The sequence below is a fragment of the Isoptericola croceus genome (assembly GCF_029382255.1).
Classification (GTDB): domain Bacteria; phylum Actinomycetota; class Actinomycetes; order Actinomycetales; family Cellulomonadaceae; genus Isoptericola; species Isoptericola croceus.
In genome coordinates, this window is record NZ_JARLLG010000007.1 from 1 (window position 1) to 24,322 (window position 24,322).

Sequence of the window (24,322 nt, forward strand, 5' to 3'; positions counted from 1 at the left end):
ACAGCGGTGGCGTACTTGCTCACAAGTCCTACCCCGGAAGCAGCGGCGAGCTGGTTGGCCAGGTCGGTGTGGCCACGGATGGCGGTGGCTGCTGCGGTGCTGATAGACATCGTCGGTCTCCTCGTGGGCCGCGGGGTACGCGTGTTGAGACCATTTTCCCATTGACCACCCACAGGCTCCGGAGCGAACCCGTCGGCGGTTCGGAAACTGACCGACTAGCGATGGGTATGACTCGCTGATCGTGGACGAGCCGGACACCCATACCGTCGAGGAGCTCGGGCAGGCCCTGGACGGTCTGATCGAGGAGGACATCTACGTCGAGCTTGGCGAGGCGCACCGTACGAACAAGTAGCCGTTCTACCCTCATCGTTGCCTACGCCTGTGGCACTCGCTACTTGCTGCTCAGCGTCTTGGCGTCTGACTCGTTGGTGGACCGTCTGCAGGACCGACGCCGATCGTTGTATCTTGCGGCGTCGCGCCACGGCTTCATCGTTCGCGCCCGGCCCACAGAACGGGTATGCGCACCGACTCCGAGAACGATGGTCACGACCCGCTGCTGCCCGGGCTGCAGTTCGACGGCGACCAGCTCTCGATCAGCTCGGAGAAGATCCACCGGATCCTGGACCGGCCCGCGCTGAGTCCGTCGACGGCGCAGGGCATGGCAGGCTGCCCGGCTCGATGGCTGGCCGAGAAGGCTCTGTCACCTCTGGTGCCGGAGGACCCGTTCGCGGCGAACACGCTGGGCACCGGGGCGCACTCGGTGCTCGAAGGGTTCTACTCGCTGCCCTCGACCGAGCGAACCCGCCTGGCCGCAGCACGTATCGCCGGGCAGGTCGCCCGCCGATATGCCGCCGAGCACCCAGAGCAGATGGCCGACGCCGAGGTGCGCGGGCTGTGGCGCGAGGAGGTCGCCCACCGCTACTCCGGCATCTTCGAGATCGAGGACCCCACGCAGGTCAAGGTGCTGGCCAACGAGCGGCGCATGGACGGCGTGGAGGTTGCCGGGGTGCCGTTCGTCGGCTTGATCGACCGGCTCGAAGAGATCTACGCCCGCAACAAGACGGGCTCGCGAGTTGGCGACTACAAGGCAGGCAAGGCCAAGGGTCCCGGCCCGGACCGGTTCGGTAACGACGATCACGGTGACCAGATCCGCCTGTACGCCGAGGCCGTCCGGGTCGCCGACGGTGTCCTGCCGCTGGAGGGGCGGCTGTACTACGTCACCCACCGCAAGCAGGTGCGCGTGCCGTTGGGCCGCAAGAACATGAAGCCCACCCTGGACCGGTTCGCCGCCGCCTGGTCGGACCTGCGCACCTACGCCCGCGACGCCGCAGTGCCGCTGCGCACCTCGCCGCTGTGCGGCTGGTGCCCGCTGGTCAACGCCTGCCCGGCCGCCAAGGCCGAGGGCAAGACCGACCGCGCCGGCGGCGCTCCGAGCGAGGTCGACCTCGGCATCCCCACGGTGCGGGCGATGACGTCTACGGCCACCACCGGCGTTGACGTGCCCTCGGCCGACACCCCGACGGTGCTGGCTGGCGACTGGGACGACGAGGTCGCCGGTGACGAGCAGCCGCCGCTGCAGACGGTGGACGCCGCCGACGGCGACGGGTTCTTCGACGACCCCCACGGGGCGCAGGCGCCATCGCGCTCCAACCTTGCCGGTGTCACGACGAGCGAGACGCAGACCGACACGGAGGAAGCCACGATGACCAGCAGCGCCTGGCGGGAGAACAAGCCCTGGGAGGGCGAGACCGTCGACGGACACCTGTCCATGAACTCCTACGCCGCCACCGCGGTGTTCGGCGTCGCCGAGCTCGCCGTCGAGGCGCTGGCTGAGGCCGGGCTCGAGGTCAAGGGGTCGGCGGTCACCGCACTCAAGAGCGTGCTGGCTGAGGTCGTCCTGGACGCCCAGGAAGAGGTCACCGGCACCCGCGAGTGGGGGATGGGCGCCAACACGCGCCTGCGCGGCGCGCTGCGCACGGTGCTGGCCACCATGCCGCTGCCGTTCGGCGCCGACGAGGACGCCTGGGCGGTGTGGCAGACCCGCGCGACCCGTCGCGCGGTCTCGATCGCCCGCGCTGCGCTGGACCTGTACGACAACGGGCCGCGCCGTGGCGCGGTGACCATCCTCGGCGAGCTTCCCACCCCGGCCACCGGCCCCCGTTCGGTCGCCTCCTAAGACCCCGGACCGGGCAGGACGTGCCCCGCCTGTCCGGTCCGGCTCCAACCCCGCCACAGCACACCGACCACTGCACACCAGGAGAAGAGCCATGGACATCGATGCCGCCACCAAACAGCAGATCGTCGTCGCCGCGATGTCGGCCGTCGGCCCCGTCGGCGAGGACTCCGCCGCCTGGGAGTCCGAGGTCGCACGAACCGCCGCACGCTTCACCGCCGTGGCGGGCAACGATCAACACCCCGCCTTCCGCGCCGTCGAGCAGGTCGCCGCGGCCAAGGTGTTCACCGGCACGGTCGTGTCGATCGTCAAGGAGCAGTCCTCCACGCGCGGGCTGATCACGCTGCACACCGGCACCGAGCGCAGCGACGACGGCACCGAGTCGGTGCGCACCGAGCGCACCGACAACCCGGTCGGGCTGGCGATGGCCAAGCAGGTGCGCTCCCTGGTCGGGCACAAGGTCGTGGTCTGGATCGAGGTCGAGACGATGAAGAACGGCAACAAGTCGCGCGTGCTGCGACACATCGAGGACCGCGGCGAGGCCACCGAGAACGCCGCCTGAGCAAGTGCGGGTGCCCGGCCGACCGAGCCCCACCCGGGCACCCGCCCCGCTTCGTGTGCATGGACCCACATGTAGGCACACACCGCCCCGACCAGGAGATTCGACATGGCTTTCACCGCCCCGACGTTCACCGCCGACGACGCCACCGGCTCGCCCGACGAGGCCGACAGCGCCGTCTCCGCCGCCGAGCACGACGAGTCGACCATGGAGCACGCAGGGCAGCAGGACCCCGCTCCGGGCGGAGGTGACGACGGCGACGTGGACCACGACTCGCCGGCGACCGGGTCCGCGTCCGGCAAGGCGGGCAAGGCCCGCAAGTCCTCCGGCCCGGACCGCGCCACGATCCGTCGCATCGCCACCAAGACGGTGGAGACCTCGACCGCGGACTCCACCGAGCTCGAGGTGCTCGCTTCCCTGCTGTCGGTCTCGGGCACCGACCCGATCGACCTGACGGTGGCCGTGATGACCTCGAGCCGTTCGGCGATGAACCCGGTCACCGACCTGCTGTCGATCGCCGACGCCGACCCGATGGAGGCCGGCGTGCTGACCCTGGGCATGGAGCGGCCTCGCATGCGCGCGGTGTGGAACCTCGCCGCGAAGCTCGACCTGATCAAGGGTCAGATCCCTGGGGCCGACTCGAAGGCGGCACTGTCCCTGGCCAAGGCCGTCCAGCAGATCGGCCAGCCGAGCCGTGACCTGCTCGACGGTGTGCTGACGCTCGCCAAGCGGGGCTGGTGAGCTCTGGTGGCCCGCTGCCGCTCGTGGCGTCCCGTCCTGGACGACCACACGCACCCGATCGACCACGCGCCCGGCTCGTGCCGCGCGTGCTGGACGGTGTGCAGCGCCAAGGTGCCCCGCGGCCAGGTGCGCTGCACCGCCTGCGAGCGAGCGCTGGCCACCCACCCGTCGGCGTCGGTGCGCATGGCACTGGCACGCGAGGAGGGCACCTGCTCACGCGACGTGCTCGAGCTGCTCGCCGGTGACCTGGACTCGATGATCGCCCACACCGCGGGGGCCCGGCTGTCCATGCTGGGCCGCTCGGGGGCACGCAACGACCTGGAAGAGGTGCTGTGATGGCACGCGCGAAGCGATCGAGGAAGGCCGCCCAGACGGCGTGGGACGGTGCCGAAGAGGTTCCCCGTGCGGGGATGCCGGACGCGGTCGAGCTGACGCGTCGTCGGCGCCGGGCACGGTGGGTCGTGCTGGCCTGGCCGGCACTGATCCCGATGCTGATCGGCGCGGGAATCGTCTCGCAGGCCGGCGCCGAGGACGACCAGGTCGCCGCCGTGCAGGGCTCGACTCCCGGGCGCGCCGCCGCCGAACAGGCGGTACGCCAGTGGCTCATGTCCGAGCCGTCACCGCTTCCGGGCGGGCAGGTGCAGTCGTGGGACGGTGCTGAGTTCGTCGTCCGTCCGCCCGACCCTGCTGCCGGGCCGGACGACCCGCACCATGACCTCGAGCTGCACACCATGACGCTGGTGACCGACGACGGGCGGCTGTACACCGCCGGGGTGCAGGTCGCGATCTCCGACGCGCTCGGCGCCGTGGTGGTCGGTACGCCGTCGTTGGAGCCGGTGGCTCCGGCGGCGGACGTCTCGGCCTGGTCCGAGCTGGAGGGGTGGCCCGACACGACCCCGCTCGCCGTGCCGGAGTCAGTGACGGACGCGGTCGCCTCGTGGGCGAGCGCCTACGCCTCTGGTGACCCGGTGGCTCTGCGCCAGAACGTCTCGGACCCGTCCGAGGAGCATTCGTACGTTCCGCTGACTGCAGTTGCGCAGGCCACGGCAGAGACCCGGTTCGGGGCGGCGCTGACCCCGGACTTCGATGAGCTCGCGGCGCCGGAGATGGTCGTGCGCGCCGAGCTGTCCCTGGTGTGGGCCGGTCAGGAGGAGCTGATCGATGAGATGAGCCTGGACAGCACGCCGATGACGTTCGACGTGCTGGTCACGGGTGCGGACACCGCCAGCCCGAAGGTCGTGGCCTGGGGCGCCCCCGGCACGGGCCCGCAGTTGACCCCGTACGCCAACGCGGTGACCGGCCGGATGGTCGAGGTCGAGGACACCCTCGCGACGCCCGAACCGACGCCGTCGTCCTCCGAGGGCGTCGAGTCCGGCGAGGAGGCCACCGAGACGACCGAGCAGGAGGAGTCCTCATGAGCCGCAAGAACGCTTCCGGCCCGCATTTCGAGCAGGTCGAGACCGAGACGTGGTGGCCGACCGCGATGCGTTCGCGTCGCGCAGACGGTCGTGTCGTGGGCACCGACGGCAGCGTGTGGCTGTATCGCGCGGTGCCGACGGCGGCGATCGTGGATGCCAAGAGCCCGCGCGAGCAGGTCGAGGCAGCCTCGCCTCTGCTGGGCTACCTGTCGGCGCTGGCCGCCGAGACGCGGGTGGCCCGAGGCGGGCGTCGGACCTCGAAGTCGGCCTACCGCAACGTCCACGTCCTGGCGATCTCGATCCCGAAGTTGTGGACCCCGGACAGCATGCACCCGCTGGCGGGCTACCTGTCAGGTTCGTACCACGACGAGCTGACGTACCACCGTGTGATGCTCGTCGGTATCGAGCTGCGCCCCTCGCTGATCTCGGGGTCGGGCTCGGTGCGCCAGCAGCTGGCCGCGGGCCTGGACTCGCTGGTGGACACCTTCACCGCCGGTGTGGGCACCCCGCTGGCGGACTTCGACCGCGACCTGGCGTCGGTCTCGGCTACGGCACGCCGGTGCGGGATGGTGGCGGCCTCGAGCGAGGACATGCGTCTGGCCGATGCCTGGTACACCCTCGGTGGTCCGCCGGACACACCGATGGTCCACCACCCGACGCACTCGCACATCTTCAACTCCCCGTCGGCGCTGCAGACCGTGGCGCGTGGGGACGTCACGGACTGCAGCTCGTGGCCGCGCTCGGCCGACCAGACCGCGGTGACGGTCGCGGCGGTGGAAAACTTCGAGTACGACCGCATCACGGCGGCGGACCCGGAGGCGTTGTGGGGTGCCCAGCTGTGGACGGCGGGAGCGTTGGCGGTCTCGACGCGGGGGATGCTGGAGCCGGCCAAGGTGACGGCTGAGGAGCTCACTCGCCGCCGCAAGAAGAACATCTCGGACATCCAGACTCGGATGGAGGCGGGCAAGCTCTCGCGCGCCGACCAGGACGAGCGGCTGAGTGCGCTGGAGCAGATCGAGGACCGCTACCGCACCGGAGGGGGCACCCCCACGCTGACGGAGGCTTCCACGCTGGTGGCCTTCGACGGGATCGTCGACGACCTGGACACCACGCTCGGCGACCTCGTACCGAGGCTGCGCCCGATGCAGTACCGGCACAAGGCGGCGCTTTTCGAGATGATGCTCGCCTCGCGGGTGCGTGCGAACCCGCTGCTGCACGACATGCCGTCCGACGTCGTGGCCACCGCGGGCATTAACTCGCTGGCGCGCGTGGGGGACCGCGAGGGTGCGGTGCTGGGGTTCACCGAGCTGGACCGGCAGGCGGCGTTGGTGTCGAACAGGGCGGCGTCAGTCGGCGACACGTTGCCTCTGATGAGTTGCTACGGAAGTACTGGATCCGGCAAGACCCAGATCGCCTTGTGGTTGGCCAACCAGTGGGCGCGCACCGGCGTGCCCTGCGTCTTCATCGACCCCAAGGCGTTGGCGCTCGACGAGCGTCTCATCACGCCCGATGGGTCGGTGTCCATGGGCGACGTCGAGGTCGGCGACACGCTGATCGGTCGCGACGGCAAGCCGTGCACCGTCACGCACCTCTCGCCGATCTTCGAGAAGCCAGACCTGTACGAGATCGTCCTGGACGATGGGCAGGTCATCACCGCCGACGCTGAGCACCAATGGGTGGTGCACACGATGTTCGACCGCCGCCGGATCTCCAAAGCGAGCACCCCGGAGGCGCGCGAGCGTGCCGAGAGGTTCCGCAAGGAGGCGCACGCCCTCGACACCTTGATGAGGGCACGCGGAAACAGCATGCGGCCCGCACTCGTCAGCGAACTGAGGGACGATCTGGCTGCCGTCGACGTCAGGTCGCTCACCTCACGCGGGAACCTTCGCAAGTTCCTCGCCAAGAGGATGAACTCGACGGGTAGCTCTCCTGTGCGTTACCCCTGGTCAGAAGCGATGGGACGTGTCCTGGAGTATCTGCACCAGAGGTCTGTTGGCCAGGATGTGCCGCTGCGCGAGATGACCACCCGTCAGTTGATCGATGCCGGGGTGCGGACGTCGAACGGTATCCCCAACTACTCGATCCCGTTGTCCGTCGCGCCGGATCTCTCCGAGCGTGACCTACCCGTGGACCCGTACCTGTTGGGCGCCTGGCTGGGAGACGGCAGCGCACGCAGCGGTGACATCTGCGTGGGCGACCAGGACGTCGCCGAGATGACCGAGATCATGGAGCAGGTCTGGCCCGGCGTGACAGTGTCCAAGGACGGTGGCACACGCAGCACGTGGAACATGCGTTTCTCCATGGACACGAGCAGGTGCGGGCGTGGACACGACGCCTGGGCCAAGCGCACGTCAAGGCCAGGCAGGTACTGCGCCGCGTGCGGCACGCAGTGGAACCGGATGCACAGGACCGGCACACCGCATGACGACCCCCGAACCAACGTCTCCCTGCACGAGCAGCTTCGCACTCTCGAGTTGCTGGGCAACAGGCACATCCCGGCGGCGTACCTGCGGGCATCTGCTGGGCAGCGGCTCGCGCTGCTGCAGGGCCTGATGGACACTGACGGCACCGTCAAGCGCGGTGGAAGCTGCCGGTTCGTGCAGAACCGCGAGACCATCGCACGCGGGCTCATGGAGCTGGTGCGGTCGCTGGGGATCAAGGCGACCATCAACACCGAGCCGAGCGTGATCACCGAGCGTGACGAGGACGGCACACGCACGCGACGCGTCACGGGGACGTCTTGGGTGGTGTCGTTCAGGACGTCGAAGCCAGTGTTCCGCCTGAGCCGGAAGCTGGACCTGCTGCCGTCGTCCGTGTCGCCGAAGCACTCACGTTCCGCGGCGCTGTACATCCGGGAGATCCGTCCCGTCCCGTCGCGCCCGGCGCGATGCGTGAGGGTCGACTCCGCCGACCACACCTACCTGTGCGCCGGCTTCGTTCCCACGCACAACTCTGGCAGCGACCACTCGGCGGCCGTCCTGCTCTCCGGTGGACGAGTCGCATCCCTGGACGACCTCGTCACCGCCGACGGCGTCTTCGACCCACTGCTGTTCTCCACGTCAGCCGCCGAAGGCAAAGACATGGCTGCGTCCATGCTCATGGCCATCAACCCGTGGGGGCCGGACGCCTCGAAGTTCGAGACACCTCTGACCGTCGCCCTGGACACGGGCGTACGCCTCGGAGCGCGGACGGTGGGCCAGGCACTGACGTTCGCACGTGACGCCGGAGCGGCGCCAGAGGAGATGGTCGAACCGGTGCTCGCCCTGAGGAACAGCTCGGCGATGTTCGCCGCCTGCATCGGCATGGACGCGTCCGCCGACGGCGGGCTGCGCGTCTCGGACAAGATCACCTACGTCCGTGTCGGATCCGCCCACCTCGACCTGCCCGAGCCCGGCGCGAAGAACCCGACGCTGACCCAGCGCATCGCCATGGCGCTGGTGCGCATGATGGTGTTCGGCTCGGCGGCCGCGGTGCGCGGACGTGACGGTGTGGTCATGCTCGACGAGGCGTGGGTGTTCCTCGCCGGTGAAGGTGGCCGCACCGAGATCGAGCGTCTGGGCCGCCTGGCCCGCTCCCAGCGGGTGCTGCCGATGCTGTTCACCCAGCGGCCCAGCGACGTGCTCAGCGCCGGGCTGGCGGGCTATATCTCCCGCTCGCTGATCCTGCCGATCAAGGACGAGGACGAGGCCGCCGCCGCCCTGGCGGCCTGCAAGCTCGAGGTCACGCCGGAACGGATGAGCCGGATCACCGCCGCAGCAACGATGGGTACTTCCGGGCAGGACGAGACAGCGCCGAACTGGCACTCGATGCGGGCGCTGCGCGACCCGGTCACCCGCGAGATCCTGCGCGGCACGATCGCCTACTACCAGGACCTGTCCGAGCGGGTCGTGCCGGTCGAGGTGCGCATCCCGCACACCTTCATGTCCGATGCCTCCACCTCGCCCGAGGACGTCGAACGGCGTCTACGGGCACAGCGAGACCGCGAGCAGGTCGAGCAGGAGGCTCAGCAGGCCGTGACCTGACCACCGGGTACGCGCCACCTACGGCGCAGCACGCAGGCCCCGGGCGCAGGCGGACTACGCACTCGCCCGGGGCCCGTGGCGTGCACCTGACCGGCCTGGGCGCAGCGGGGGCGGCGCTCCAACCTCCGGGCCATGAACGCCCCCACCACCCTCACGGCGCCGCTGGACAGCCTTGAGGTCGACACGCGCGCCACGTCCGTCGCCGAGGCGTGGGCGGCCGGTCAGGTCAGCGACTTCGACGTCCGTGCCGCGATGGCCGACCTGGTCTACCGCTCGGGGATCACCGCGAGCCTGGCCAGGCAAGTCGCCTCCTACCGCCCGCACCTGGCCGACGAGCTGGGCGCACGCACCCTGGAGTTCCTCGTGCGGCGCGTCTACGCCGACGACGGGCTGGACCTGACCCGCATCGCGGACGCCTGCTCGCTGTCAGGGTGGGCACGCCAGCTCGGACGCACTTACGCCACCCGCCAGCTGCGCGACATGTGCGCCGCGCACAGCGAGTCGCGCACCGCCGGGCCGCTGGATGCCGACCTGCCGACCGCGGTCGACCCCGGCTCCGACCCCGCGGGCACGGTGCTGGACGCCGACACCGAAGACCTGCTGGCTCGCCTGGACGCCGTCCGAGAGTCCTCGCGTACCCCCGGCCGTGACGAGATGGTGGCCGCGGAGCGGGGCCGTGCCCTGCGCGTGGCGCTCGGCCTGCCACGCCTGGTCGCCCCGGATCGCCTGGCCGAAGCTGCGCGCCTGCGCCGCGCCTGCGCCGAGAATCCGGGCGCCGCCTGGCGAGCACTGACCGAACGTCACTACGGCGCCGACGACGCACTGGCAGCCCTGTGGGACGACTTCGACGTCGAGGACGCCGCGACCCTGCGCGGGTACGTGGGCACCGACACCGACATGGCCTACGAAGCGGCGAATCTGCTGGTCGCCGAGATCCTCGCGGTGCCGGAGCGGCCGGCGAAGCGGCTCGAGGCCCGGCTGCTGTCCGCAGTGCGGTGTGCTTCGCGTCAGGTCGGGTTCGCTGACTCTGCCCAGCGGCTGACGCTCTCGTGGCTGGCGGTGGCCCGCACGCTGGTCCGCAGCGACGACCGACGCACCAGCGACGAAGCCAAGGCCGTCCTCGTGCTGCAGCGGGCACGCGCCGCCGAGCAGTTCGACCAGGTGCTCGCCGATCACCTGTCTGCATTCGAGTCCTCTGCGCTGGGTCGCGACGAGCGGACTGTGCACGTCACGCTGACCAACCTGCTCGCCGAGCTGGGTGAGGAAGCTCCGTGAGCGCCCTGACGCCCGCCGAAGATCATCCGAGCGTGCCTGACGACCAGGCCCCGGTCACCTGGGATCCCAGCACCCCGGGCGTGGACGCCGACGCGATGCTGAACACCCTGACTGCCACCGTGCGGACGATCACCGGACTGCCCGATGCCCAGGGCCGGCCCGGTCAGGTCTCGCTCGCCCAGGACGTGCTGGCGGCGCTGGCCGAGCCTGGCCGTCAGACCTGCGGCAGGGCACCGGTCGGGGTGGGAAAGAGCCTGGCACTGCTCGTCCCCGCGATGCAGGCCGCAGCGCTGGACCGTCGCCGCACGGTCATCTCGACCGAGTCGCGCAGCCTGCAGAATCAGATCATCGTCAAGGACGCCCCCGTGGTCGCCGACGCCGTCGAAGCCGCCACCGGGTACCGGCCGGCCGTCGCGGTTCACAAGGGCTGGGCGAACTACCCGTGCGCGGTGCGCGTCAAGGACGCCGCCGCCGCGTTCGCCGCGGCGACTGGGAGCCCTGCGCCGTCGAACGACCTGACAGAGCTTGCACGCACCGCGGCCGGCAGGCCCGCCCGAGGCCGCGGACGTGGCGCGACGACGGTCGATGTCGGCACCGGTCCGGTGGATCGCAAGGCGATGCGCGACCTGATCGTCTGGGCCGCCGATGCTCTGGCGCAGCGCGAGGTCGTGTCTCGCTCGGACTACCCGGGAGTGTGTACCGACCAGATGTGGTCGGCGCTGAGCGTGACGGCCACCGAGTGCGTCGGCGACGGGTGCCCCCTGTTTGACCTGTGCGCACCCGTGGCCGCCCGCGAACAGGTTGCCGCGGCCGACGTCGTGGTCACCAACCACGCGCTGCTGGCCATCCAGGCCGCCACGTCGGCACCCGTGGTGATCGGCAACGCCAAGGTCGGGCCCATCCACCACGTGATGGTCGACGAGGCGCACGCGCTGGCCGATACCGTGCGCTCCCAAGGCTCGGGCACCGTCTCGGGGCGCCGCCTGCGCTCCCTGGTGCGCTCCGCGGCCGCCGTGCTGGACGAGACCTCCCCACCGGTGGCGAACCTGACCGCCGACGGCGAGCACATCGCCGCCGTGCTGGACGAGACCGTTGGTGCTGGCCTGGCGCCGGGCAAGGTCGCCGCCGTCGAAACCGGCACCGACCCCCTCGACGGGCTCGGTGAAGCGGTGCGCTCCTGGTGTGAACGCCTGACCGGGATGCTCGGCCGAGCCACCCGATCGGCCGACGTGACCGCGCAGGTGCACGCGCGCCGGGTGACCACGCGGGCCGAGGCTCTGCGCGACGACGTCGCGACACTGGGCGATGAGCTTGCTGGCATCGCCCGCTGGGTCGAACGTGCCGGCGACGGCTCACCGGCCGAGGCCAAGGTGTCGCCGGTCGAGGTCGCCGCGCTGCTGGCCGGCAACCTGTGGACGGCCCCGGTGCCGACCGGAGAGTCCGGCGAACCGCTGGTGGCCGAACGGTGGCACTCCGAACCCGGTGCCGACGGACGGCCCCGGTACGCGCTGTCGGTCGTGTGCGTCTCGGGCACGCTCGGCGCGACGGCGACCCGTGAGCTGGGTCTGCACGGACGCGTGAACGACTACCCCTCGCCTTTCGCTGCGGCCTACGCCAACTCGCGGCTGCTGGTGCCCAAGCCGACCCCGGCGCAGATCGAGATGCTCTCGGTCGAGACGGCTCGAGGTCGACGACGGATGCTGATCGACGCCCACCGGACCTGGGCCAGCGACATGATCTGCCAGCTCGTGGACGCTGCGGGCGGGCGAGCCCTGGTGCTGGCCGCGACGGCGGCGTCCGGCAGGGCGTACGCGGAGGCGCTGTCCGGGTCCGCCCGCGGCCGCTACCGGGTGCTGAGCCAGTGGGACGGCGCCTCGGTCGAGCAGCAGGTCGCCACATGGCGCGCCGAGGAGTCCGCCGTGCTGGTCGGCACCCGGTCGCTGATGACGGGCACCGACGCACCCGGCATGACCAACGTGCTCACGGTCCTGGACCGGGTGCCGCGCGCGCCGGCGAACCCCGTCGACGACGCCCGCCGCGACCTGATCATGGAGCGCGCCCAGATGAACCGGTGGTCGGCCGACACCGAGATCTACGCCCGTGATGCCGCGCTGCGTATCGAGCAGGCAGCCGGACGGCTGATCCGCTCGGCCAGCGACACCGGGGTGGTCGCGGTGCTGGACCCGCGGCTGCTCAAGTCGACCCCGATGGCTTACCCGGAGTCGACCCGCAAGGTGTACCTGGGCGCGCTGGCCGAGTTCACCAACCGGCTCACGAGCGTCGAGGCGGCGTGCGAGGTGCTGGCTGCCCTGGTAGCCGCCAGTCCAGCCGGCCGGCGGGCGGCGTAGCCGCGTGCGATGTGCCGGTCACGGTGGCGACCATCTGCCACGGACGGCTCGTCAGTTGCACGAAGCCGAACCTCTTCGCGTACACGTGGGCGTGCTTCGCCGAGGCGGCGTGCGCGCGGACCACGTCGCCGGGCGGGACGGTGGCACGAACATGGTCAGCGACGGTGGACAGCCCGCTGACTCCTCGGCGCGCTGCGACTAATGACAGCTGCCACTGCGCTGCGCGGAAGGCGGTGCGCTCGGCGCGACGGCGGGCTCGAGGCCCGTGACCGGTTCGCCCCAGCGACGCTCGCCCGGCGAGGCCCATGGCGATGTTGGCACCGATGAACGCCCCGAGACTCATGACGCCCAACGCGGCGACCACGCAGAAGATGGCTGCGGCCGCTTCGGGCAGGACCCCGGCCTTGGCCAGGCCGCCCACGCCGCCCAGCGCCGTCCCGAGCAGTACGGCTGCCGCCACCGAACGCGCGACCCGGCGTCGTAGTCCCGTGCGCCTGAGCAGCGCCACCACGTTGAGGCCGTGGTGCACGACGTCAGGCTCGAGACAGACAAGGCAGAGCCACGTCGGCCATGAGAGCACCGCGAGAGTGCGGCGCGCCCGACGAGGGCCGATGCAGCTGGCCAAGGTCCAAGCCACCCCCGGCGCATGCGCAGGGCGTACCGAGGTCATCGGTGACGGCGTGGTGTGCATCTGTACAACCTGGCATCTCGTCTGCTCGACGTCGACGGAATGTGGTCCGAGATCGGGTACGTGACCGTGACTATGTTCACGGCAAAACGGGCAGCAGTGTCACAATGGACCCGTGAACGGTGACCAGGCGGGCGGCGGCCCGGCGCGGGAAGTGAACGACGCTGCACTCGCCGAGTTCTTCGCCGCCGCGACGCACACCGCTCAGGTGGCCCGTGGAGAGCTGGTCGACGTCACATGGATGGCTCGCGTCGTCGGGTTTGCCGAGCGGTTCTCGGTCTATGTCACCTCACCGGCCGCGCAGGTCGCCTGGACCCGCAGGCAGGCCGCAGTCCCGGCGAGCGACAGCGGGCGGTCCACCCTCGACACAGCGCTGGCCCGCCTGGCCGCGGCCGCAGCCGTGGCCGCTGGAGGAGACCAGGCGTGCGACCAGGTCGAGACCGGCTTCACGTTCACCGACGAACGGTTCGTAGTGCGCATGGACGCCTTCGGGGGTGATGCCCCAGCCGTCGTGATCGCCTGGGCGGGTGAGGACCCCGACGGGCCGCCCGCCGCCTGACGACCCGGATCTGGCCGACGGCGTCGCCCGTGCTCGGACCCCGTCAACACTCCGGGCATGAACACCTTCACCGAGTCAGCGCACCCGCGAGCGGGCGACGGGAAATTCGAGGCCAAGGCCGTCGACGAGGCACCGGGCGGCACCGAGGCCCTGGACGTCTCGCTCGCACGTGACGAACAGGCGGCGGTCGACACCGGTCGGGCCAGGTTGAGCGCCATGGCGGCATCGGCAAGCGACGGGCGGGCCGACGAACGTCAGGTCGCCGTGCACACCATCACGACCGCGACGCTGATCCGCTACCCAGACGCGGCACGGATCGAGACCGGCGAGTGTGACCAGCTTGGGTGCTACCGCCAGCACATCCAGGCCGTTCACGGCGCTGACGGCGCAATGCTCAGCGACGCCGACGAGCTCATGGACCTCTCCGACGAGCTCGTCGTCGCCGAGGCCGCGCTGGGAGACGGGATCCCGGGCACGGTCGAGCAGGGCGTCGTGTGGCGCCAGGACCGCGACGGATCACTCACGGCATCCTTCGACGTCGCGGCCGTTCGCCAGGCCGGGCTGCCCGCGCACCCTGCCGTCGACCGGGCCGCCGCCACGATCGACGGCTACCGCGCACGATTCGACGACCTCGATGTCGGTGAGGACACCGCCGCACGCGACATGCTGACCGACCTGCACCACTGGGCGCGCGCACGAGGCATCGACCTGGAGGCGGCCTTCCGGGCCGCCGGGCAGGTGGCCGACGAGGAGACCACCACCGGCACGGCCGGGTGATCTCACCGGGCGGGCACCCCACAGGGACAGGTATGGCCACCGCGCACGACGACTGGGACATGGCCGATGCCCCGCAACCCGCGCCGCCCCCACCGGCGTCCGCGCCGTCGGCGACCCTGGGTCGCACCTGGGTCGCACCGGCCGTCGCTCTTCGATTCGCGCCGTCGGCCCGGCACGCCCGCACCGGCGAACGGCTGCTGGACTGGGTGCGCGCCCTGCCCGGGCGCCGGTGGGACTCCGCACGCTCACGCTGGGTCGTGACCGGCATCGGCCCGCACCCGCACCGCAGGCTGGTCGAAGCCGGGTTCACCGTCGACCTGACCAGCAAGGTCCGTGACCCCGACCTGGCCGCGATCGACAGCCTCGACGACGTCGCGGCGCCGTACGCCGAGCTCGACGGGCTCGAGGTGCGTATCCACCCGCGCCTGGGTGGTTACGACGCCGGGGCCAAGGTCGTGCCCGCCGGGGCGGTGTGGGACCGCGGCACCTGGCGCGCCACCGCGATCGACGTCGTTGCCGCCGCCGACGCCCGCCAGGGGCGTCTCGTGCTCGCCGACGGGGTGCGCGAGGTCGCCGAGTCCGCCGCACACCGCACGACAACCCCCGAGCAGGTGGCCGATCAGACCGCCCATCTGGCCGCTTCCATTGGCACCAACACTGACCCCGACGCCCTGGCCGAGGTGGTCGCCGAGGTAGGGGACGTTCCCGGCTGGTTCGGCTTGGATCTGTACCCCTACCAGCGCGCCGGCGCTATCGCTCTGGCGGCCGGGCACTCACTGGACTGCGACGAGCCGGGCGCTGGCAAGACCCGCACTACCCTGGCCGCGGCAGCGGTCGCTGGAGCGCGCCGTGTGCTGGTGCTGTGCCCGTCGAAGGTCATCACCTCCTGGGCGCGCGAGTCCGCCACCAGCGGCGTCCCCACCGCCGGCGGCACCCGGGACGGACACGTCGTCACCGTCGTGCCCGGCCGCAGGCAGCCCGACCTGCCCGAGGCCGGTGTGGCGGTCATGACCGACTCGATCCTGACCTCCCGCGACGCGCTGCGCGCCCAGGTCACCGCGTGGGCGCCCGACGTGCTGATCTACGACGAGATCCACCGCGCCAAGTCGTGGACGTCCGCCCGCGCCCAGGTGATCCGTGAGCTGGCCGCCACGATCCGCCTGTGCATCGGCGCCACCGGCACCCCGATGCACGCCAGCCCCGCCGAGATGACCAACCAGCTCGCCATCACCGGCCACCTCGACCCCGTCTTCGGCGGCCGCACCCAGTTCCTGAAGACGTACTGCCGCAAGAACCACTGGGGCGCCTGGGTGCCGCGCAAGAACGCACTGGCCGACCTGAACCGGCAGCTCGACGCCCACGTGTGGGTGCGCCGCCTCAAGGCCGACATCCTGCCGGACCTGCCGACCAAGTCGCGCCGCGCCCAGGTCGTCGACGTCGACCTGGCCGGGTTCCGCGCCGCGCACGCCGAGGTCACGGCCACGGTCGCCGACTGGGTGAGCTCGCTGGACCACGAGCTCGACCTGGACGACGACGCCGACCTCGCGCTGGTCGAGTCGTGGGCGCGCGAGCAGATCGGGCTCATGTCGCCGCTGCGCGTCGCCGCCGGGATGGCCAAGGTGCCCGCCGCGGCCGAGCAGCTCACCGAGTGGGTTGCCGCGACCGTCACCCACGACGCCGACGGACCGGTGTGCGACCGGCCCCTGGTGGTGTGGTGCCACCATCGCGACGTCGCCGCCGCGATGCTGGACGCCGCCCGCAAGGCCGTCGGCGAACAGCACGTCGGACACATCCTGGGCAGCACTTCGCCGCGTGACGTCGAGCGATTCGTCGACGCTTTCCAGGCCGGCCGCCTGCCGGTGCTGGTGTGCTCCATCGGGGCCGCCGGCGTCGGGCTGACACTGACCGCCTCCAGCGACGCACTGTTCGTCGAGACCAGCTACGTGGTCGCCGAGATCGCCCAGGCCGAGGACCGAATCTCGCGCATCGGCCAGGCTCGGCCGGTGCTGTGCACCACGATGGTCGCCCCCGGCACCCTCGACGAGCGCATCCAGCACATCCTGGCCACCAAGGGCGGGGTCCTGGACCAGGTGCTGGTCGGCGGCGACAACCACGTCGCGGTGTGGCGCGAGGGGGAGCACACCGACGCCCTGGCCGAGCCGAGCCAGATCATCGCCGGAATCGTCGCCGAGATTGTGGCCTCCCGCCGCTCGCGTCGCCGTCGCCGCGCCGCCTGAGCGGTTCGCGGGGCGTGGCCGGGGACTGGGCGACGACGTCGAGTAGCACCTGCGCAGGCGCCCGGGGCGGGCGTGGCAGGCGGGACGCTCCAACCTGACTGGTGTCGATCCCCGAGTCCGAGGAGCACCCTGATGGCCACGCGCACCTACGCCGCCGGCGTCACCCTGTCGGCGACCGTGTCCGACGACGGCTCGGTCGTCCTCGAGCTCGACGTGCTGGACGCGCTGGACGAGATGGCCGAGTCCGGTCGTAGCGACACCGACATCCCTGAGCCGATGCCCGACGTGGACATCGAAGCGGTGCGGGTCGCGTTGAACCGGATCGCCGATCGCGGGGTGATCGAGTGATGCTCGACCTGCCGGGGGCGCCATGAGTGCCCGCAAGCCTCCGGCGCCGGTGCGGATGAACGACCCCGACCCCGACCTGCCGGACCTGGTGCGAGCCGCCGGCCTGGCCCTGGGACTGATGAAGGCCGCCAAGGCCGACTCCTGGGCCGACCTGGCCGCCGCGATCGACGCCGGCGAGAAGGCCGCGTGCGCCCTGGAGGTCACCGTCGCTCAGGCGCGCCTGCTGGACGCTCACGCCGACGTCGTGGCGTTGCTGCGCCCCAAGCCGATGGTCACCGTGGCCGTCTGCCCGGCCTGCGGTGCGTGGTCGTTGTACTCCTCGGGCGCGGTGTCCGCGCGCTGCACCCTGACGCGCGGCTGCGAGGGCAAGCAGGTCAAGGCCAAGGTCGCGGTGCGCGCCAAGAAGCCCGCCGCGGACGGTACGAACTGACCTGGTCGTCGCTCGAGGCCCGACGGCGTCAACACCCCGAGTACGCGGGCCATCACCCGCGCCGATCGCACCACAGGAAGGGCATGGGCACCATGACCGGCGGCTACGTCTCGTTGCACACGCACTCGGACTACTCCGCGCTGGACGGTCTGGCCTCGGTGGGCGACTACGTCGCCGCCGCGGCCCGTGATGGTCAGCCTGCCTTGGCGATCACCGACCACGGCACCCTGGCCGGTGCGTGGCAGCTCACCGAGGCCGCGCAGGCCGCGGGCATCAAGCCCATCGTCGGACTCGAGGCCTACCTGGCGTTCGGTGACCGACACCAGCGGGGTACCGGGCCCGTCGATCCCGACGACGGCGACAACGAGACCGCCCGCGACACGCGCAAGGCCAAGCGGGACAAGTCCTACATGCACCTGACGCTGCTGGCCGCCACCGAGACCGGATGGGCGAACCTGGTGCGGATCGCCAACGCCGCCACCGAGTCGTTCTGGACCAAGCCGCGGATCGACTACGACCTGGTCGCCGAGCACGCCGAGGGCATCATCGTGCTGACCGGCTGCCTGGGAGGCCCGCTGGCCTACTACCTGAACCGGGCTGTGCTGAGCGAGCGCCGGGCCGAGCGGCTGCACCACGAGGGCAAGGCCAGCGAGGCGAGCGCCGAGTCTCGCGCCGCCGCCGAGCTGCGCGCCACCGCGCGTGACCAGCTGGCCCAGATCATCGCCGCCGTCGGCCGCGAGAACGTCTACGTCGAGGTCATGGACCACGGCATCGAAGCTCAGCACCGGGTCACCGACTCCCTGCGGGAGCTGGCTGCCGAGTTCGACGTACCGCTGGTGGCGACCAACGACGCTCACTACCTCTCGGTCGACGATGAGCGCACGCATGCCGCCTGGCTGGCCAACTCCTCGGGCAAGACGCTCGAGGACCCGAAGCGGTTCGCGTTCCACGGTCACGGGCACCACTTCCGCACCGAGGAGGAGATGCGGGCCCTGTTCGACGGCGCGCAGTGGTGGCAGGAGGCTGTCGACAACACCGTCAAGATCGCCGAGCGCTGCGCCGAGCGCACCCTGCCGGCACCGCGGGTGCGCATGCCGTCCTTCCCCACGCCGGACGGATTCGCCGACTCGACCGCCTACCTCAAGCACCTGGTGTCCGTCGGTGCGGTGCGCCGCTACAGTGACGAGTCCGCGACGTCGACCAAGGACCTTCCCGACGAGGTGCGCGCCCGGCTGCGCTACGAGTTCGAGGTGATCAAGTCCTCAGGGTTCGGGGACTACTTCCTGATCGTGGCCGACGTGATCTCCTGGGCCCGTGACCAGGGCATCCTGGTCGGACCCGGGCGCGGGTCCGCTGCCGGGTCGCTGGTGGCGTACGCCCTGGGTATCACGAACATCGACCCGTTGCGCCACAACCTGCTGTTCGAGCGGTTCCTGGACCCGCAGCGCGCCGGCCTGCCCGACATCGACGTCGACTTCGCCAAGTCTCGCCGCACCGAGGTTCTGCGGTACTTCGCGACCCGTTGGGACTGGCACAACGTCGCCCAGCTCGGTTCGTTCGGCGTCAAGCGCACCAAGGCGGTCATCCGCGACGCGGCCCGGGTGCTCGGGTTCGAGCAGTCGATGGCCAACGCGCTGTGCAAGAAGGTCGCGATGAAGGGGGCCAAGCCGTACCCGCTGACCCGGGTCGACGACCCGGACGATCCTGCGACCGAGGCGTTCCGGCGCCAGGTCGCAGGCGATCCTGAGCGAGCCGTGCAGGTACTGGAACTGGCGCGCGGCATGGAGAACCGGATCGCCTCTGCCTCGACCCACCCGTGCGGGGTGGTGCTGTCCGACGAGCCGCTGGACGCGCTGGTGCCGATGCGCCGCGACAACGGCGCCGTTCTGGATGCTCCGCGCATCACCGAGTGGGACGGCCCGGACGTCGAGGCCTTCGGTCTGGTCAAGATGGACTTCCTGGTGCTGCGCAACCTCGACATCGCCGCCGAGGCAGTGCGCATGGTCGAGGCCAACACCGGCGAGAACGTCGATGTCGACGCCCTGGACCCGGACCGTCCGGACCGCCCGGAACGGGCGGCTGCGGTCTGGACGATGCTGCAGTCAGGCCGCACCGCCGGGGTGTTCCAGCTGGACTCCTCGGGGATGACCAAGCTGTGCGAACAGGTCGCGCCGGGCACGATCGACGACCTGTCGGCCCTGGTGGCGCTGTTCCGGCCCGGGCCGCTCGGCCAGGGCATGCACACCCGCTACGCCGACCGAAAGAACGGCCGCGAGGAGGTGTCCTACGACTACCTGACGACGGACCCGGGCGAACAGGCGGCGATCGCCTCGGTGCTCGGGTCGACGTACGGCACGGTGCTGTACCAGGAGCAGCTCATGCTGCTCGGGTCGGTCGTGGCAGGCTTCGGCGCCTCGGAGAAGAACCGGCTGCGCAAGGCGGTGGCGAAGAAGAAGGCCGCCGAGCTCGCCGAGCTGGCCCAGCTGTGGTTCGACGGCGGCATGCGTCCGACGGTGGACGACGACGGTCACGAGATCTCCCCGGCGTTCTCTCGGGCGACGCTGGAACGTCTGTGGGCGACCTTCGAGGCCTCGGGGGAGTACCTGTTCAACAAGTCGCACTCGGCCGCGTACGGCCAGGTCGCCTACGTCACGGCCTACCTCAAGGCGAACTGGCCGGCGGAGTACGGCGCTGCGGTGCTGGCCTGCACCGACGGCAAGGTCAAGCGTGCCGCGTCGCTGGTCGACCTCGAGGCCGAAGGGCTCACGGTGCTCGCCCCGGACGTCAACCGCGCCGCGGTGACCACCTCGACCGACGGCACCGACATCCTGCTCGGCCTGGCGGAGATCGCCGGGGTGGGAAAGAACGCGGCGACCATCGTCGCCGAGCGCGACCGGGCGGGGGTGTTCACCTCGCTGGCCGACTTCGTGGTGCGGATGCGTGCGAGTGCTGAACCTCTGCCCGTCTCGGTGGTGGAGGCGCTGATCGGCGCCGGAGCCCTGGACGCCTTCGGCCCCCGCCTGGGCATGATGATGTCCGTCCGCGCGATCTCCGGCGACCTCGACATGGCCCCGCCTGTCCTGGACGCCGAGTGGGGCGTCGTCGAGCGCTCGGCGCGCCAGCGTGAGCTGCTGGGCTGCGTGCTGGGTACGCACCCGTTGGTGGCGCTGCGCGATCAGGTGCGCGCCTGGCGCCCACCGATGCCGCAGGGGGCCAACGCCACGACCAGGCGCACCGTGCACCCACTGCACAAGATCACCGGAGACGGCGCAGCGCTGACGCTGGGGGTGCTGGCCGACTGGACGGAGCGGTCGTACGCCCGTGGCCGGATGGCCACCGCCCGGTTGGAGGGTTCGCGCTCGACGATGGAGCTGGTGGCGTTCGACGACGAGCTGCGCCGCATCACCGAGTCCTGGGGCGCGAGCCCACAGCCGGGCGACCTAGTGGGGGTCTCCGGGCAGGTCAACACCCGTGAACGGGAGGTCACCAGCGTCGACGAGTCCGGTGCGGAGCGGACCGAGACGCAGACGACCACGAGTCTGGTGGTGCGCCACCTGTGGCCGGTCGAGGTCGACGACGACGCCCACGTCGAGGTGCCGCCTGCCACGGCGCGGCCCGCCCTGCGGGTCATCGACGGTGCGCTGGGCCAGGACGCGCGCGAGACGGCGGACAGTGCGGAGCCGGTGAGCCCGACCCGCGCCGACGGCGCCCCGCCCTGGGACGACGAGCCCGCCGTGGGCCCAGAGCCAGGCGACGCGGATAGCACGCCGTACGACGACGCCTACGCCTATGACGGACCCCAGATCCTCCCCGACGCCTCGGACGACTTCGGCGACGGCGCCCCGGCCGCGCGCAGCGCGAAGCCGGTCGACCGGTCTCCGGCTGCCCGAGGAGCGCACGAGTGGGTGCCGGTGCTGGTCCTGCGGGCCGGCGCCCTGCTGTGGAGCGAGGCCCGCGAAGCGAGCGGCGCCCCGGTGCGCGAGGTGCTGACGGCACTGCGGGGCGTGCGACCGCCTGAGTCCTACGGGTCGTGGGTCAGAGTCCTGGACGGCGTGGGCGCGGTCGTGGTCCGCAGCGGCACCGATCACCTGGGCCCCGCCGACGAGTACGAGATGGCGGCAGCGCGCGACGCGATCGCCTCGTCTCAGCGTGCATGGGTGCAGGTCTCCTCGCCCGTCGTCAAGACCGAGGCTCGGCGCCCCGCATCTCGGCGACGCATCTCTGGCGACGCGGCCGCGTGATGTCATCACCGCCACATGCCGGTCCCTAGGTACAGGTAGAGGACGACGTCGTGTCGGACTCGACCCGGCATCAGGTTCGTGGTGTCGGCACCCCAGCCCTGCGGGGCACGACAGACAAGGCAGCACCCATGAACGCGATCACCTTCGTCGGCAACCTCACCCGCGACCCCGAGGTCGTGCACTCCGAGTCGGGCATGGCCCGCGCCCGTATCTCCATCGCCCTCGACCTGCCGCCGGCCCGCGACGGCCAGAACGAGCGCGACCCCGAGTTCCGCAACATCACCGTGTTCGGCAAGCAGGCCGAGAACGTCGGCGAGTCCCTGTCCAAGGGTGACCGCATCGTCGTGGTCGGCCGCTCGGAGACCTACCAGCGTGACGTCGAGATCGACGGCGAGGACAAGAAGGTCACGATCACCTCCTACGTCGCCCAGCACATCGGGCCCGAGCTGCGGTTCGCCACGGCCAGCCCGACCCGCAACCCGAAGGGTGATGACCAGAGCGCGGCGAAGCCCGCCGCGAAGACGGCGTCCAAGCCGAAGGCGAAGGCCGCTGCCGCGCCCGCGGACGAGGACGACGACTTCTGATCCTCGCGAAGCGCACAGCACGGGCCGGGCAGGTCTGGCTGCGGGCGGCCTGCCCGGCTTCGTGTGCATGAAACCTGGTGAGGAGGTGGAGCGAGTGCCGAGCGATACGAATACCAGCACCGGCGCGGAGTCGCTGGCCGGGCAGACGTCAGCGAGCCCCGCGTCTGCGGCGAGTCCGCAGACCGATCCCACGGCGGTGGTGAGCTTTCCCGACGACGACGGGCGCTCCGCGTCGAGCGGCACCTCGCCGTCCGATCCGACGTCGGCCGTCGACCCGCCAGCCGACGAGAGCGACGGCGAACAGCACACCCTCGCCGCACCGCCGCGCGAGACCGCACCCGAGTCGGGCGTGCACGCGCTGTTCGGGCTGTCGAGCCCGGTGTCCGGCCCGACACCCGTGGTCCGGACGGCTCGGCACCGAGCGACCCACCCGAAGGATGCGCCGCTGCTGCGCACCACGGGCCAGACCGTGGCGTTCCGCCTCGGCGTGCGATGGGTGCGCCTCGTGGCCGCCGTCCTGATCGTGGTCGTGGTGATCGGCGGCGCGCTGGCCGGTCTGCGCCTGGCTGGCCTCGACCCCATCATGATCGGCGCTCAACGTGACGCGCTGGCTGCCAAGGTCGAGGCCCAACGCCGGCAGGCCGCCGCCACGCAGGCTGAGTACACCCGTGAGAAGCTCGCCGACCTGGAGGCGTCAGCCTCGTACTATCGCGAGCTGTTCGAGCAGGAACGGATCGCTGAGGCCGAGGCCGCCGCGCAGGCTGAGGCCGAAGCGAAAGCGAAGAAGGAGAAGGAGGCCCGGGAGGCCAAGGGGGAGAAGGCGAAGGAGCGGCGCGAAGCCGAGGAGGCTCAGCGCGAGCAGGAGACCAGTTCTTCGGGCGGACGGACCTCCTCGGGCGGCGACTCGAAGCCCGAAGCGCAGCCTGACCCAGCACCGAAGCCCGAGCCAGCACCGGAGCCGAAGCCCGAGCCGGACCCCGAACCTCGGCGCGCCACCGCCAGCGCTCAGGTGACCTGCACCGACAACGCGAGCGTCACCTTCACCGCCACCGGTGGAGGCGACGTCAAGCTCAGCATCTCCGGGGCAGGGTCAGCCTCCGGCTCCGGCGGCTCGTCGGTCTCTCGGACCGTGTCCGGCTCGGGGACGTTCACCGCCAGCGCCTCGGCGAACTCGAGCGTGCGGATCTCCCAGTCCTGGACCGGGAGCTGTTCGTGAGCACCGAGCTGACAGCTTGGGCGGCGCAGCTCCCGGTCATCGTGGCCGTGGTCGTCCTGGCCTTGCTGCTGATCTGGGCCGGGCCGGTGATCCGGGGGATGTTCGTCCCGCCGCGCGACCCGGCACGCCGGTTCTCTGACGCTCAGCGGCACGCCATGTTCGTGCGCGCTGGGATGCGCTGCGAGCACAAGCCGCTGCTCGGCCCGCGCTGCTCCGCGCGCCCCACCCAGGGCGACCACGTCTACCCCTGGTCCAAGGGCGGGGCCACCGCCATGTCGAACGCCCAGGGCCTGTGCGCGCGGCACAACCGCCGCAAGAGCGACCGGGTGCCGGGGGCCTTGTACATGTACAGGCTGCAGCGTCGTCGACGCCGGTACTTCCCCGCCGGGGAGCCCACCGACGTCGTGTGGCGCCAAGGCCTGGCCCGATGACGCGCCACCAGGAGGAGACCATGCTGACGACCACCGAGACGAAGACCTCACGCGAGCTTCTGCGAGAGTCCGACGACGCCCGCGACGCTGCCACGCTCGCCCGCGCCCAACTGGCGATGTGGGCCACCCTCGCTGCACGCCCCGGCGACGGTGCCAAGATCGCCACGCTCGACGACGACGAGCTCACCGACCTGCTCAGCTCCGACCCCGTCCGCCAGCGGCGGATCCTGGACGCGATGCCCGTCGTCGCAGGCCACTGGGACTGAGGCTGGGCG

The 24,322-nt window shown here is 71.3% G+C and carries 19 protein-coding genes; 18 read left to right on the forward strand and 1 reads right to left on the reverse strand.

What is annotated here, in order from left to right:
- Positions 1–517: 517 nt before the first annotated feature.
- The 8 genes from PZC42_RS14670 to PZC42_RS22580 all read left to right on the forward strand — a co-directional run bounded on the left by PZC42_RS14670 (position 518) and on the right by PZC42_RS22580 (position 12,536).
- Positions 518–2,176 carry a RecB family exonuclease gene (locus tag PZC42_RS14670; RefSeq protein WP_277212288.1) on the forward strand — a complete coding sequence of 553 codons (1,659 nt, stop codon included), beginning with the start codon at positions 518–520 and terminating at the stop codon, positions 2,174–2,176.
- Between the two features lie 91 nt (positions 2,177–2,267).
- Positions 2,268–2,735 (forward strand): hypothetical protein, encoded by a 468-nt coding sequence (locus PZC42_RS14675; RefSeq protein ID WP_277212289.1) that lies wholly within the window; start codon positions 2,268–2,270, stop codon positions 2,733–2,735.
- Positions 2,736–2,840: 105 nt separating this feature from the next.
- Positions 2,841–3,473, forward strand: coding sequence for a hypothetical protein (locus PZC42_RS14680; RefSeq protein ID WP_277212290.1), 633 nt, complete (start codon positions 2,841–2,843; stop codon positions 3,471–3,473).
- Positions 3,474–3,479: 6 nt separating this feature from the next.
- Positions 3,480–3,809 carry a hypothetical protein gene (locus PZC42_RS14685; protein ID WP_277212291.1) on the forward strand — a complete coding sequence of 110 codons (330 nt, stop codon included), beginning with the start codon at positions 3,480–3,482 and terminating at the stop codon, positions 3,807–3,809.
- Positions 3,809–4,891, forward strand: a complete 1,083-nt coding sequence (locus PZC42_RS14690) for a hypothetical protein (protein ID WP_277212292.1) — start codon at positions 3,809–3,811, stop codon at positions 4,889–4,891. The genes PZC42_RS14685 and PZC42_RS14690 overlap by 1 nt, the downstream gene beginning before the upstream one ends.
- On the forward strand, positions 4,888–8,913 hold the full coding sequence (locus PZC42_RS14695) for an ATP-binding protein (protein WP_277212293.1): 4,026 nt from the start codon (positions 4,888–4,890) through the stop codon (positions 8,911–8,913). The genes PZC42_RS14690 and PZC42_RS14695 overlap by 4 nt, the downstream gene beginning before the upstream one ends.
- 132 nt (positions 8,914–9,045) lie before the next feature.
- Positions 9,046–10,188 carry a hypothetical protein gene (locus PZC42_RS14700; RefSeq protein ID WP_277212294.1) on the forward strand — a complete coding sequence of 381 codons (1,143 nt, stop codon included), beginning with the start codon at positions 9,046–9,048 and terminating at the stop codon, positions 10,186–10,188.
- 32 nt (positions 10,189–10,220) lie between these two features.
- A complete protein-coding gene (locus tag PZC42_RS22580; protein ID WP_277212295.1) occupies positions 10,221–12,536 on the forward strand; it encodes an ATP-dependent DNA helicase in 2,316 nt (771 codons plus the stop codon).
- Here the strand turns inward: PZC42_RS22580 and PZC42_RS14710 are convergent.
- Positions 12,460–13,065: a hypothetical protein gene (locus PZC42_RS14710; RefSeq protein ID WP_277212296.1), complete on the reverse strand. Its 606-nt coding sequence runs from the start codon at positions 13,063–13,065 to the stop codon at positions 12,460–12,462. The genes PZC42_RS22580 and PZC42_RS14710 overlap by 77 nt on opposite strands.
- Positions 13,066–13,339: 274 nt before the next feature.
- Between PZC42_RS14710 and PZC42_RS14715 the strand changes: the two genes are divergently transcribed.
- The 10 genes from PZC42_RS14715 to PZC42_RS14760 all read left to right on the forward strand — a co-directional run bounded on the left by PZC42_RS14715 (position 13,340) and on the right by PZC42_RS14760 (position 24,313).
- A complete protein-coding gene (locus PZC42_RS14715; protein ID WP_277212297.1) occupies positions 13,340–13,783 on the forward strand; it encodes a hypothetical protein in 444 nt (147 codons plus the stop codon).
- Between the two features lie 57 nt (positions 13,784–13,840).
- Positions 13,841–14,560, forward strand: coding sequence for a hypothetical protein (locus PZC42_RS14720; RefSeq protein ID WP_277212298.1), 720 nt, complete (start codon positions 13,841–13,843; stop codon positions 14,558–14,560).
- A gap of 32 nt (positions 14,561–14,592) precedes the next feature.
- Entirely contained in the window at positions 14,593–16,797 is a 2,205-nt protein-coding gene (locus tag PZC42_RS14725) for a DEAD/DEAH box helicase (protein ID WP_277212299.1), read from the forward strand.
- A 132-nt stretch (positions 16,798–16,929) separates the two neighbouring features.
- Positions 16,930–17,145, forward strand: a complete 216-nt coding sequence (locus PZC42_RS14730; RefSeq protein WP_277212300.1) for a hypothetical protein — start codon at positions 16,930–16,932, stop codon at positions 17,143–17,145.
- 22 nt (positions 17,146–17,167) lie between these two features.
- Complete coding sequence (locus PZC42_RS14735) at positions 17,168–17,575, forward strand: hypothetical protein (protein WP_277212301.1); 408 nt, start codon at positions 17,168–17,170, stop codon at positions 17,573–17,575.
- Positions 17,576–17,658: 83 nt separating this feature from the next.
- Positions 17,659–21,816 (forward strand): DNA polymerase III subunit alpha, encoded by a 4,158-nt coding sequence (locus PZC42_RS14740; protein ID WP_277212302.1) that lies wholly within the window; start codon positions 17,659–17,661, stop codon positions 21,814–21,816.
- Positions 21,817–21,944: 128 nt separating this feature from the next.
- Complete coding sequence (locus PZC42_RS14745) at positions 21,945–22,400, forward strand: single-stranded DNA-binding protein (protein WP_277212303.1); 456 nt, start codon at positions 21,945–21,947, stop codon at positions 22,398–22,400.
- Between the two features lie 94 nt (positions 22,401–22,494).
- On the forward strand, positions 22,495–23,616 hold the full coding sequence (locus PZC42_RS14750; RefSeq protein WP_277212304.1) for a hypothetical protein: 1,122 nt from the start codon (positions 22,495–22,497) through the stop codon (positions 23,614–23,616).
- Positions 23,613–24,047: an HNH endonuclease gene (locus PZC42_RS22585; RefSeq protein WP_277212305.1), complete on the forward strand. Its 435-nt coding sequence runs from the start codon at positions 23,613–23,615 to the stop codon at positions 24,045–24,047. Before PZC42_RS14750 ends, PZC42_RS22585 begins: the two co-directional genes overlap by 4 nt.
- A 20-nt stretch (positions 24,048–24,067) precedes the next feature.
- The gene (locus PZC42_RS14760; RefSeq protein WP_277212306.1) at positions 24,068–24,313 is read left to right on the forward strand and encodes a hypothetical protein; all 246 of its coding nucleotides are present in this window, start codon (positions 24,068–24,070) and stop codon (positions 24,311–24,313) included.
- The last annotated feature ends 9 nt before the right edge of the window (positions 24,314–24,322 follow it).

Bases quoted from the DNA above. Each gene is read 5' to 3' on its own strand.
- PZC42_RS14675 (WP_277212289.1), top strand. From the start codon at position 2,268: ATGGACATCGATGCCGCCACCAAACAGCAGATCGTCGTCGCCGCGATG.
- PZC42_RS14740 (WP_277212302.1), top strand. From the start codon at position 17,659: ATGGGCACCATGACCGGCGGCTACGTCTCGTTGCACACGCACTCGGAC.
- PZC42_RS14695 (WP_277212293.1), top strand. From the start codon at position 4,888: ATGAGCCGCAAGAACGCTTCCGGCCCGCATTTCGAGCAGGTCGAGACC.
- PZC42_RS14720 (WP_277212298.1), top strand. From the start codon at position 13,841: ATGAACACCTTCACCGAGTCAGCGCACCCGCGAGCGGGCGACGGGAAA.
- PZC42_RS14670 (WP_277212288.1), top strand. From the start codon at position 518: ATGCGCACCGACTCCGAGAACGATGGTCACGACCCGCTGCTGCCCGGG.
- PZC42_RS14735 (WP_277212301.1), top strand. From the start codon at position 17,168: ATGAGTGCCCGCAAGCCTCCGGCGCCGGTGCGGATGAACGACCCCGAC.
- PZC42_RS14700 (WP_277212294.1), top strand. From the start codon at position 9,046: ATGAACGCCCCCACCACCCTCACGGCGCCGCTGGACAGCCTTGAGGTC.
- PZC42_RS14680 (WP_277212290.1), top strand. From the start codon at position 2,841: ATGGCTTTCACCGCCCCGACGTTCACCGCCGACGACGCCACCGGCTCG.
- PZC42_RS14745 (WP_277212303.1), top strand. From the start codon at position 21,945: ATGAACGCGATCACCTTCGTCGGCAACCTCACCCGCGACCCCGAGGTC.
- PZC42_RS14690 (WP_277212292.1), top strand. From the start codon at position 3,809: ATGGCACGCGCGAAGCGATCGAGGAAGGCCGCCCAGACGGCGTGGGAC.
- PZC42_RS14725 (WP_277212299.1), top strand. From the start codon at position 14,593: ATGGCCACCGCGCACGACGACTGGGACATGGCCGATGCCCCGCAACCC.
- PZC42_RS14760 (WP_277212306.1), top strand. From the start codon at position 24,068: ATGCTGACGACCACCGAGACGAAGACCTCACGCGAGCTTCTGCGAGAG.
- PZC42_RS14730 (WP_277212300.1), top strand. From the start codon at position 16,930: ATGGCCACGCGCACCTACGCCGCCGGCGTCACCCTGTCGGCGACCGTG.